The following is an 11,217-nucleotide window of genomic DNA, read 5'->3' as shown; positions in this document are numbered from 1 at the left end:
GTGGGGACTGGACGGCTGTTGATCGCGGAACCGGGGATAGGCAAGGTGGGCCGCATGGCGGTGCACCGTGCGCTGCGCGGCAGCGGCGTTGGCAGACGGATTCTGCAGGCCCTGTTGGATGCCGCCCGCGCGCGCGGTGACCACACCCTGCGCCTGAGCGCGCAGCACACTGCCGTCGGCTTCTACGAACGGCTGGGTTGGCGGCGCGTGGGTGAGCCCTATAACGAGGTCGGCATCCTCCACCAGTCGATGGAGATGCGCCTGTGATCGGCCCTGTCGGCTGCCGGCGGACCCAGCGCAGATTTCGGATGCCGCTCGGTCTCGGTACTGCTCGGACCCCAGCGCAATCAGATGTCCTGCAAAAGCTCGTAGGGCAGGGGTTGCAGGCGCACGGGGACGCCATCCGGGCCGCCAGCCGTCAGCGGCTGCCCATCCGCTGCGCTGGTCTGCAGCGACACGATGGCGTCCCACCCCGCCACGGGATGGGGGGCTGCCTGCACCACCAACCCCGCGGGTTGCTCCGGATCGGCGGCATGGAAGATTTCTTGCCCCGCAGTCAGCGGACCGTCGGCATGAACCAGATAGCCGCGCCGCTTGAGCGTGCCGCGGAATTGGCTGCGGGCCACCACCTCCTGTCCCGGGTAACACCCTTTCTTGAAGTGGACCCCCCCGACCGATTCGTAATTGATCATTTGCGGTACGAAAGCCTCCACCACGGCATCGGTGATGTGGGCCACACCGCTCATCACCGCCAGCCACTGCCAATAGGCCAGGGCGAGGGCAGGCCCCTCGGGCGCAGAGGCGCCGGCCGGCTGGATCAGCAGGGCCCGGGGTAGATCCGCACCCGGCGGTAACCGCACCCAGGTCTGGTCGCCGTCGCGCCACACGGACCACACGGCCGGCGGCAGCGCGGTGGGCAACGTATCGCCGACCGCCCCCCACAACGCCCACTGGTCGGATGCATCACTCAGTCGCACTTTGGCCCGCAACACGAACATCGACAGGCGCTTGACGGTCGGCGCAATGCGCTCACGCGGCGCGCACAGCAGCACCTCGCCATCGCGCCGAACGCCGATGGCGCTCAACAGCATGCGCCCCTTGGGTGTGCAATAGGCCGCCAGGCGCGCTTCGGTATCGCGCTGCGCGACGAAATCCTGCGTCAACTGGCTGTGCAGAAAAGCGGCCGCCTCTTCGCCCTGGGCACTGATCACGCCCCAGTCCTCTAGGCGTGCGACCCCATGCATGGGGGGGAGGGAGGCGTGACTGGCACTGGGGTTCGAGAAAGTCATCATGAGCTCATGATCGTTGCGGCTATGATCATGGCCCGTATTTTCCCGCAGGCTCGACGTTACCGTAGGCGCTCGCCCATTACCCGTGACCCGCTTGTTGCAATCCCTGGCATTCCGTTGGTCTGCGTTGGCGGCAGTGGCCGTCTTGGTTCTGGCAGCCGCTGTTGCCACTTGGCTGCACCGCCCTCTGCCCTTGCGGCTGCAGGGGCAGCCGGTCGTAGACGTGGTGATCGAGCCGGGTATGTCTGCCGCCGAGGTGGCCGAGTCACTGGTCGCCTCGGGGGTGGACACCACAGCCTGGGGGCTGTTCCTGTGGTTTCGGCTCTCCGGGCAATCGCGCGCGCTCAAAGCGGGCAGCTATGAGCTTGCACCAGGTACCACCCCCGCCACGCTGCTGGACAAGCTGGTGCGCGGCGAACAGGCCGTGCGGCGCCTGACGCTGGTGGAAGGGTGGAATGTGCGGCAGGTGCTGCAAGCGGTGCGCACAGCGGAATATCTGATCGACGATTTACCGGCGGGTGACGATCCAGTCGAACTGGCGCGACACCTGGGCCTGCGCATCGCCCATGCCGAGGGGCGGTTCTTCCCCGACACCTATGTGTACCCCAAGCGCACGCCGGCCTCGCGCGTGCTGCGACAGGCCGCCGCCGCGATGGAGAAGCGACTGGCCGATGCCTGGGCGCAGCGCCATTCTGGACTGCCTCTGCGGTCGCCGGATGAGGCGCTGATCCTTGCCAGCATCATCGAAAAAGAAACCGGGCGCGAGGCCGATCGTCCCTTGGTCGCTGCCGTATTCATCAACCGCCTGCGTATCGGCATGCGGCTCCAGTCTGATCCGACCGTGATCTATGGCTTGGGGGAGGGCTTCGATGGCGATCTGCGCCGCCGGGATCTGGTTGCCGACACAGCCTACAACACCTATACCCGAGCGGGATTGCCGCCCACGCCCATCGCCATGCCCGGCTGGAACTCGCTGCTGGCTGCCGTTCAGCCCGCATCCAGCCGTGCGCTGTACTTCGTCGCCCGGGGCGATGGTTCCAGTGCCTTTAGTCACACGCTCGAGGAACATCACCAGGCTGTTCGGCGTTATCAAATCGGCCGATGAACGCATCGCTCGGACGTTTTTCCCTGTGGCTGGCGCTGCTCTACGCTGCCTGGGCCATATTGCGATTGCTTCTGACGCCAGCCCTGGAGTTCGACGAAGCCGAACAGATGCTACACCAGCAATGGTTGCGCACGAGCTACGGACCGCAACCCCCCTTGTTCGAATGGTTGGTCTGGCTCCTGCGCGCTTTGCTGGCAATGCCCGCGCTGACGGCGGTGGTCGTGCTGAAAGCGGTGGCACTGTGGGGCATCGGCATGGCTGCCGCCTTATTCATGCTGCACATCGGTGCATCCAACCTGGCCGCGCGGGCGGCTTCCATGTGGGTCCTCAGCTTGCCGATTTTGCTGTGGGATGCCCCGCGTACCCTGACCCACAGCTTGTTGGCTGCTGCTTGCGTAGCCGCGCTGGTAGCAAGCAGCGCCCCCTTGCTCCTGCGACCCGAACGACCACTGCCGCTTTGGCGCTGGATGCTACTGGGTGGGCTGGCCAGTGCAGCGTTGCTGTCAAAGTACAACGCTGCGCTCGCATTAGCGGGCTGGTCGAGCGTCCTATTGGCCGCTTGGTGGCGAGTAACGGGCGACTTTCGGGGCTGGGCGCGCCTGTTCGTCTTTCATATGCGACAGGCCGTGCCCATGTGGTTGCCGGCGATGGGCTTGCTCGCTTGGCACGCGTCGGAGGTATGGGAGATTTGGCCTGTCGTGCGAGAGCCGATCGTGGCCAAGATGCTGCCGCCAGGGGACGACACCGTCATTCAAGGTCTGATGGCGTGGGCGGCTAGTTGGTTGGCGACCCTGTCGGTACCGGGGCTGCTGCTCGGGCTCGCATGGTGGCGGTCGCGAGGACATCTTGCAAAAGCCATCTCTGGTCACGACGGTCGACCCCAAACCGTTTGGTTGACGCTGGCAGCGGTGTACATCGCGGTGGTTGGCGGGACGATGCTGGCGCTGGTGGCTGCCGGAAAATTGGCCGAAATCAAGGAGCGCTGGATCCTCCCGCTGGCCGTGCCCATGTTGTTGGTACTGGCACCGTGGTGGGCAGGGCGGGGCGATGCCATCGCGCGTCGCTTGCATGCGATGGCCTGGGTCTTGGTCATCACGGCCCTGGTGTTGTTGCTGCTTCGCGCGCACCTGCTCGCTTGGATGGGCCGACCGTCGTGGAGCCAATTGCCAGCCCGCGCCATTGCTCAGTGGGTGGACGCGCAGCTACCGGCGGATACGCCTACGCTCATTGTCGCCGAACCGATCCAGTTGGCCGGCGCCGTGGCGGCATATGGAAAGCAACGCCACCCCGTGTTGTATCGCCATTCGTCGGCTGTGCTTTGGAGTCAACAGCCCGCGTGCAGTATCGCAGTGCTCCTGGAAGGCGAATCCCCCGCGGGATGGGATCGCTTGGCGCAACTGGGTTTTGCAAGGCAGGGGGAAGTACGCTCGATCACGCTGCCGAGACAACCCGCCGTCGGAGACGGGGTGAGGCTGCAGCTGTGGCTTTGGCGCCACCCCGGCCGGATTTGTCCCTCGCATGCCAGCGTGTACGATTCCCTGCCTCCATGACATCGAACCGACATGAGTGACGCGGGCCTGTTCATCACGTTCGAAGGTATCGACGGCGCCGGCAAATCGACGCATTTGGCAACCCTGGCCGAGCGCTTGCGCCATCAAGGACGCGAAGTGACGGTAACCCGAGAGCCCGGAGGAACGCCGCTGGCCGAAACTCTGCGCGAATGCCTTCTGCACACCCCAATGGATGCGCTGACGGAAGCTCTGCTGATGTTTGCAGCTCGGCGCGACCATTTGTGTCAGGTGATCGAGCCCGCCCTCGCAGCCGGACAAGTGGTACTGTGCGACCGCTTCACCGACGCCACTTTCGCCTACCAGGGCCATGGGCGCGGTTTCGATTTGGCCGTCCTGCGCACTTTGGAAGACTGGGTGCAAACGATGGCTGGCGGGTTTCGACAACCCGATCTGACCTTGTGGTTCGATGTGCCTCCGGCCATCGCGGCCAGTCGGCGATCGGGTGTACATACGCCAGATAAATTTGAATCGGAGTCGCATTCCTTCTTCGATCGGGTGGCGGCCGGCTACGCCCAGCGCGCTGCGGAGGCTCCGCAACGTTTCGTGCGCATCGATGCCCAGCTACCGACACATGAGGTGTGGCTCCAAGTCCAAGCCGCATGCCGCCAGCGGGGGTGGCTGTCATGACACCGCCTCCGTGGGTACAGCGCCAATTGCGCGATCTGATGCGGCTGCGCGGCCATGCCGTTCTCCTTACGGGGCCGGCAGGGTTGGGGCAGTACGACCTGGCGCTCGCGCTCGCGCGCGCATGGCTGTGCGAACGGCCGAGCGCGCATGGCGCTTGCAACGCGTGCGCAGCCTGCCACGCCGTCGATGTGCGCACCCACGCCGATCTGTTCGTGCTGATGCCCGAGCAGCAGGCCCTCGATCTGGGCTGGCCGCTGGATGCCGCGACGCAAGAGCGCATCGAGCGCAAAGAAATCAAGCCCAGCCGCCAGATCCGCGTCGAGGCCACGCGTGCGGCAGTGGCATTCACCCAAGTCACGCATGCGCGCGGGCAGGGTAAGGTCGTGCTGGTACACCCCGCGGAGCGCATGAACGCGGAATCGGCAAACACGCTGCTCAAGACATTGGAGGAGCCCCCGGGGCGTGCGCGGTTCATCCTGGCAACCGAGGCTGCGCACCAGCTGTTGCCCACGATCCGCAGCCGCTGCCAAGCCCACGCCATGGCTTGGCCCAGCGAGACAGAGGGCCTGGCGTGGCTGGCACAGAGGGCGGCGGCAGACCAAACACTGTTGACCCAGGCGCTGACCGAAGCGGACTGGTCCGCCTGCTGGCGGGCGGCGGGTGGCCGGCCACAAGAGGCACTGGTCTGGGCCCAAATGGGGGTAACGGCGCAGCTGTGGGCCGATCTGCCGCGCCAACTGGCCCGGGGGGACTGGACCCCGGTGGCCGAGTGGCCCATCCCGCGGCAGTTGCAGGTGCTGATGCTCTTGTGCCACGATGCCATGGCTGTGGCCACGGGGGCGCCCCCGCGCTACTTTGCCGCCGAAGCGCTGCCACCCAACCCCAGCGGACGCCGGCTGTCTGCCTACTGGCGAGCCTTGCAGCAGGCCTGGCGCACGGTCGAACACCCCCTACAGCCGAAACTGTGGGCCGAGGCATGGGCCGAGCGTACCCGCGCGGCTTTCGCCCGCAGTGCCGACCCATCCACAGCAACGATACACTCGCGGCCATGAATAGCGCCTCGCCGGTAGGCGGCGACGGGGCATCCCACCCGCGCCCTACGGTCATCCAACTGTCGATCAAGGAAAAGGACGCGCTTTACGCGGCCTACATCCCCTTGTTCACCGAGGGGGGGATCTTCGTACCATCCTCGCGCCAATACACCCTGGGGCAGGATGTATATGTGCTGCTGACTCTGCCGGATGATTCGCAGCGCTATCCCGTGGCTGGCAAGGTTGCCTGGATCACCCCCCCTGGTGCGACCGGATCGCGCACCCCGGGAATCGGCGTGCGCTTCCCTGCGGATGAAAAATCCCGGGCACTTCGGGCCCGGATCGAAGAAATCCTAGGTGCCAATCTGGCTGCCGACCGGCCGACCCAAACCCTTTGAACGAACGCCCAGCCGATCCATTCTTCGGTGGCGCCCCCAATACCCATACCGCAGCTCATATGTTCACCGACTCCCATTGCCATCTGGATTTTCCCGAATTGCAGGCCCAATACCCCGAGATTCTGGCGGCAATGCGTGCTGCTGGCGTTCTGCGGGCGCTGTGTATCTGCACCACATTGGAAGGTTTTGAAGCCGTGCACCGCTTGGCCCTGCTTGGCGCAGATACGGCCCCGCGATTGTGGGCGACGGTGGGTGTACACCCCGACAACGAAGGCGTGCGCGAACCCACTGTGGCCGATTTGCTCGAGCGTGCCCGGCTGCCAAGGGTGGTTGGCATCGGCGAAACGGGACTCGACTACTACCGCTTGGGGGATCGGACGGTACACGACATGGCCTGGCAACGCGAGCGCTTTCGAATCCACATCCAGGCTGCTCGCCAGACCGATTTGCCGCTGATCATCCACACGCGCAGCGCCTCGGACGATACGCTGGCCATATTGCGGGAAGAGGGGGGCTTTGCACACAGCAGCACAGAAGGCCTGCCGCAGGCCAGGGGCGTGTTCCACTGCTTCACTGAAACCCGCGCAGTCGCACGTGCGGCACTGGATCTGGGTTTCTATATTTCGTTTTCTGGCATTTTGACATTCAAGAATGCTGCCGATTTGCGCGAAGTGGCCCGCTATGTGCCGCTCGACCGCTGCCTGATCGAGACTGACAGCCCCTACCTGGCACCCGTGCCGCACCGCGGCAAGACCAACACGCCGGCGTATGTCCCTTACGTGGCTGCGCAACTGGCCGAACTCAAAGGATCGAGCGTCGACACCGTGGCCGAGGCCACCAGCGCCAACTTCGATCGACTGTTTACCCGTGCCGCGGAATCGGCCTCAACCACCGGCACGCAAAGCGCATGAAAGGCACGCAAAGCGCATGAAAAGAACCCGCTCACTCATTTTTTCGATGGCGCTGGCTTTGCTTGCTGGTGGCGTACATGCGCAGCGCTCCTATGACCAGTTCATTACCGCGGTGATCCGCGACGACCTGTCCACGGTACGGGAATTGCACGCGCGTGGATTCGACCTGAATACCCCGGATCCCGATCTCAATCCGGCCCTGGTGCTGGCCCTGCAACGCGACGCCGTGGCCGTGGCACGCTACCTGATCGCACAACCGGGGGTCGATGTCGAAGCGGTCAATGCAGCCGGCGAAAATGCGCTGATGATGGCCGCGCTGCGCAACCATCTGGCGCTGGTTCAGCAATTGTTGGCCCGGGGGGCCCAGGTCAATCGGCCGGGTTGGACACCGTTGCACTACGCAGCCACCAACAAGGGCGAATACGCGCTTGCGATCACGCGGCTGTTGCTCGAGCACCACGCCTATATCGACGCCGAGTCCCCCAACCGCACAACCCCGCTGATGATGGCGGCCCGCTATGGGCGCGAAGAGGTGGTGCGTCTGTTGCTGGATGAGGGGGCCGACCCGACGCTGCGCAACCAACTCGGGCTGGATGCCATCGACTTTGCCCGCCAGGTGAGCCGGCAAAACGTCGTTGAGCTGATCGCCGCGGCTATCCGGTCGCGCCATCCCCGCGGCACCTGGTAATGAGTGGTTCGCCGTTTAAAATTCCACAATAAGTATTATGTTAAGTCAAAGTATCGGCCAGGCAACCTGCCTGGCGGGTCCACCTGGCGTCCGCACAGCGCGCGCAGGCCAAGGTAAAACGCCAAAGGGAAAACCACAGCTCGGCACGGCGCACGCGCCTGTCTACAATGGCGTACATGTTCAATTTTGGGGACACCCTCATGAAGCGTCGCCACATACTGCAAGCCATCGGTCTTGCGGCCGTCGTGTCTACCGGTGCCGTTCAGGCCCAGGGCAACGAGCTCAAGGTTGCCATCGATGCGACCTACGAGCCGTTCACCTACAAGACGCCCGATGGCAAGCCGACCGGTTTCGACGTCGACATTGCCGAGGCGATCTGCGCCAAACTCAACCGCAAATGTGTGTACGTCGAACAGGTGTGGGACAGCATGATCCCCGGCCTGCAGGCGCGCAAGTACGACGTCATCATCAGCTCGATGTCGATCACCGACGACCGCAAGAAGGTCATCGACTTCAGCGACAAGTACTACAAGACCCCGAGCGGCATCGTTGTCAAGGAAGGCACTCCTTACAGCGGACCGGCCTCGCTCAAGGGCAAGAAGATCGGCGTGCTCAAGGGCAGCACACAAGAGAAGTACGCCATGGGTGAGCTCAAGCCTGCCGGCGTGCAGGTGATCCCCTACGAGGCGCAGGACCAGGTGTACCTGGACATCAAATCGGGCCGCCTCGACGGCACCGTTGCCGACAAGGTCGAGGTGCGCGGGGGCTTTCTGCGCAAGCCAGAGGGCAAGGGATACGGCTTCGTCGGTCCGGACCTGTACGACGTCAAGTACTTTGGCTATGGCGTCGGCGTGGCTATGCGCAAGGGCCAAGACAAGCTCAAGGCGGATATCAATGCGGCGATCCAAGCGATTCGCGCCGACGGTACCTACGACAAAATCGCCAGGAAGTACTTCGACTTCGATCCGTACGGCAACTGATCTGACGGGGTGAATGGCGCGTCGCCCGCCGGTGGGCACCGGCGCGACGCGTTTTTCATTGGCACATGCTCGACTACATTCCCGCGATCCTCGAAGGCGCGCTGCTGACGGTGGCGGTTTCGCTGCTGTCTCTGGCCGTCTCCATCGTACTGGGGCTGCTGGGCGCCACGGCCAAGCTCTCTGGGCGCCGAGTGGTCGTCGCCGTGGCCACGGTCTACACCACCGTGGTGCGCGGCGTGCCGGAGCTGGTGCTGATGCTGCTCGTCTTCTATGGCGGCACGATCGGCCTGAACACGCTGTTGGAGTCGCTCGGCCGCACCGAGCCGGTGGACATCAACCCCTTCGTCGCGGGCGTGCTGACCATCGGCTTCATCTACGGCGCCTACATGACCGAGACTTTTCGCGGGGCGATCCTGGCCATTCCTCGGGGGCAGATGGAGGCGGCTTGGGCCTTCGGCATGGGTCGGCTGCAGACCTTCGTGCGCATCACCCTTCCGCAGATGGTGCGCTACGCCCTGCCCGGCTTTACCAACAACTGGCTGGTGCTGATCAAAAGCACCGCTTTGGTCAGCCTAATCGGGCTCAAGGACATGACGTTTCTGGCCAAACAGGCTTCGGCTGCGACGCGCGAACCGTTCTTTTTCTTTCTGTTCGTGGGGGCGCTGTTTCTGGTCTACACGTCGGCGTCGCTGTGGGCGCTGCGGCGCCTCAACGACCGTTTCAGCCTCGGGGTGCGGCGCGTCACCTCGTGGCAGGGTTGATGGAGCGGGCGTGTTGCCGTGAACTGGTCCGTGATTTTTGAACCGGCACAGCTCGAGCTCTATGGCCAAGGGCTGTGGACCACGCTCAAGCTCTTGCTGTCATCCCTGGCGGTGGGGGGCGTGTTGGCGCTGTTTCTGGCTTTGGCGCTCAACAGCCGCCATGCCTGGCTGCGCTGGCTGGTTGGCAGTTACACCTACGTCGTGCGCGGCACGCCGCTGTTGATCCAGGTCTACCTGATCTATTACGGCATCGCGCAACTGGACTGGATCCAGGCGCGCTGGGACGAGATCTGGCCTTGGACCTGGTTCAAGGAGGCGTTCTTCTGCGCCCTGCTCGCCTTTGCCCTGAACACCGCGGGATATACGGCCGAGATGCTGGCCGGGGCCATCCGCGAAACCCCGCATGGCGAAATCGAGGCTGCGCGCGCAATGGGCATGTCGCCCCGCCAGATACTGTGGCGCATCGTCATGCCCAGTGCGCTGCGGCGCACGCTGCCGGCGTACAGCAACGAGGTGGTCATGATGCTGCACAGCACGAGTCTCGCCAGTACCGTACCCGCGATGACGGACCTGACCGCGGCCGCCAGCCGCGTCTATTCCGACTTTTACCTGCCCTTTGAGGCCTATTTGTTTGCTGGGGCCATCTACCTCGGTATCACCTTCATGCTGGTGGGCTTGTTCAAGCTGGCCGAACGCCGCTTTCTCGCCCACCTGGCACCGTGTCGAACCTAATGGACGTCCGCCACCACCCCCTGCCCTGCACCAGCCTGGGCAGCGCCCGCACGGTCACCAGCCTGCATTTCGGCACGCCCGGAGCGCGCCCCAAGGTGTACATCCAGGCCAGTTTGCACGCCGATGAACTGCCCGGCATGCTGGTGGCCCACCACCTGCGCCAGAGGCTCGCCGCCGCCGAGGCGCAGGGGGTCATCCGCGGCGACGTCGTGCTGGTCCCCGTGGCCAACCCGATCGGTCTGGCCCAGCGCATCGACCACCGTCCCATGGGGCGCTTCGAACTCAACACCTCCGAAAACTTCAACCGCGGCTACCCGGACCTGGCCCGGGTGGCGTTCGATCGGGTGGGTCCGGCCCTGGGTGGTGACGCGGCGGAGAATGTCCGGCAGGTGCGTCAGGCCGTGCTCGAGTGGCTGGCGGAGCAAACACCGATCACAGAGTTCGAGGGCCTGCGACTGGCCCTGTTCCGTCTCGCGGTAGATGCCGATGTCGTGCTCGATCTGCACTGCGATTCCGAAGCCGTGCTGCATCTGTATAGCGAGACCGCCTGTTGGCCTGCGCTCGAGCCTCTGGCGCACTGGCTGCAGGCGCAGACGGTGCTGGTCGCCGACTACGGCGCCGGCGGCCAACCGTTCGACGAGCAGCTCTCCGGTCTGTGGTCGCAGTTGGCGGCGCGCTTGGCTGCGTCTGGACGCCCGGTGCCGCTGCCCCAGGCCTGTGCCAGCGCAACCGTCGAACTGCGTGGCGAAGCGGACGTCAGCCACGCGTGGGCGGCTCGAGATGCCGCTGGCATCTGGCGATACTTGCAACACATCGGTGCGGTGGCCGGGGACCCAGGACCCATACCCGATGCAATCTGTACGCCCACCCCGTTGGCTGGATCCGAACCGCTGAAGGCGCTGCATCCGGGTGTGCTCGTATTTCTGGCGGAGCTTGGTGCGCAACTGGCCCCTGGCGATGCGGTGGCCGAGGTGATCGACCCGTTGACTGGCCGCACCACGACCCTGCGCACCGTCCAGGGCGGCGTACTGTACGCCCGGACCCGCGAACGCTATGCCCCCGCTGGACTGACGGTGGCCAAAGTGGCTGGCAATCAACCCGTGCGCCAGGGCTGCCTGCTGTCC

The 11,217-nt window shown here is 64.8% G+C and carries 13 protein-coding genes; 12 read left to right on the top strand and 1 reads right to left on the bottom strand.

Going from position 1 to position 11,217, the window contains the following annotated elements:
- Positions 1–267, top strand: a 267-nt coding sequence (locus P3W97_RS10660; RefSeq protein WP_300846568.1) for a GNAT family N-acetyltransferase, incomplete at its 5' end; no start/stop codon positions are given.
- 80 nt (positions 268–347) lie between these two features.
- On the opposite strand, the gene P3W97_RS10655 is transcribed toward P3W97_RS10660, so the two are convergent.
- Positions 348–1,244 carry a folate-binding protein gene (locus P3W97_RS10655; RefSeq protein WP_300846566.1) on the bottom strand — a complete coding sequence of 299 codons (897 nt, stop codon included), beginning with the start codon at positions 1,242–1,244 and terminating at the stop codon, positions 348–350.
- Positions 1,245–1,386: 142 nt separating this feature from the next.
- On the opposite strand from P3W97_RS10655, the gene mltG reads away from it, so the two are divergent.
- The 11 genes from mltG to P3W97_RS10600 all read left to right on the top strand — a co-directional run.
- Positions 1,387–2,394: an endolytic transglycosylase MltG gene (gene mltG / locus P3W97_RS10650; protein WP_300846570.1), complete on the top strand. Its 1,008-nt coding sequence runs from the start codon at positions 1,387–1,389 to the stop codon at positions 2,392–2,394.
- Positions 2,391–3,944, top strand: coding sequence for a hypothetical protein (locus tag P3W97_RS10645; RefSeq protein WP_300846564.1), 1,554 nt, complete (start codon positions 2,391–2,393; stop codon positions 3,942–3,944). The genes mltG and P3W97_RS10645 overlap by 4 nt, the downstream gene beginning before the upstream one ends.
- A gap of 12 nt (positions 3,945–3,956) precedes the next feature.
- Positions 3,957–4,592 carry a dTMP kinase gene (gene tmk / locus P3W97_RS10640; RefSeq protein WP_300846562.1) on the top strand — a complete coding sequence of 212 codons (636 nt, stop codon included), beginning with the start codon at positions 3,957–3,959 and terminating at the stop codon, positions 4,590–4,592.
- On the top strand, positions 4,589–5,644 hold the full coding sequence (locus P3W97_RS10635) for a DNA polymerase III subunit delta' (protein ID WP_300846560.1): 1,056 nt from the start codon (positions 4,589–4,591) through the stop codon (positions 5,642–5,644). The genes tmk and P3W97_RS10635 overlap by 4 nt, the downstream gene beginning before the upstream one ends.
- A complete protein-coding gene (locus P3W97_RS10630) occupies positions 5,641–6,021 on the top strand; it encodes a PilZ domain-containing protein (protein ID WP_300846558.1) in 381 nt (126 codons plus the stop codon). Before P3W97_RS10635 ends, P3W97_RS10630 begins: the two co-directional genes overlap by 4 nt.
- 59 nt (positions 6,022–6,080) lie before the next feature.
- Positions 6,081–6,932 carry a TatD family hydrolase gene (locus P3W97_RS10625; RefSeq protein ID WP_300846556.1) on the top strand — a complete coding sequence of 284 codons (852 nt, stop codon included), beginning with the start codon at positions 6,081–6,083 and terminating at the stop codon, positions 6,930–6,932.
- Positions 6,933–6,948: 16 nt separating this feature from the next.
- Positions 6,949–7,620 (top strand): ankyrin repeat domain-containing protein, encoded by a 672-nt coding sequence (locus P3W97_RS10620; RefSeq protein ID WP_300846554.1) that lies wholly within the window; start codon positions 6,949–6,951, stop codon positions 7,618–7,620.
- Between the two features lie 200 nt (positions 7,621–7,820).
- On the top strand, positions 7,821–8,600 hold the full coding sequence (locus P3W97_RS10615; protein ID WP_367184621.1) for an ABC transporter substrate-binding protein: 780 nt from the start codon (positions 7,821–7,823) through the stop codon (positions 8,598–8,600).
- Positions 8,601–8,665: 65 nt separating this feature from the next.
- Positions 8,666–9,361 carry an ABC transporter permease subunit gene (locus tag P3W97_RS10610; protein WP_300846551.1) on the top strand — a complete coding sequence of 232 codons (696 nt, stop codon included), beginning with the start codon at positions 8,666–8,668 and terminating at the stop codon, positions 9,359–9,361.
- Between the two features lie 30 nt (positions 9,362–9,391).
- Complete coding sequence (locus tag P3W97_RS10605; RefSeq protein ID WP_367184620.1) at positions 9,392–10,093, top strand: ABC transporter permease; 702 nt, start codon at positions 9,392–9,394, stop codon at positions 10,091–10,093.
- Positions 10,093–11,217, top strand: a 1,125-nt coding sequence (locus P3W97_RS10600; RefSeq protein WP_300846547.1) for a succinylglutamate desuccinylase/aspartoacylase family protein, incomplete at its 3' end; no start/stop codon positions are given. The genes P3W97_RS10605 and P3W97_RS10600, both read left to right, overlap by 1 nt.

Origin of the sequence: Tepidimonas sp., assembly GCF_029335975.1 — a bacterium.
Lineage (GTDB): Bacteria > Pseudomonadota > Gammaproteobacteria > Burkholderiales > Burkholderiaceae_C > Tepidimonas.
Note: the sequence above shows the minus strand (reverse complement) of the source record. Positions and strands in the feature narration are given on the sequence as shown.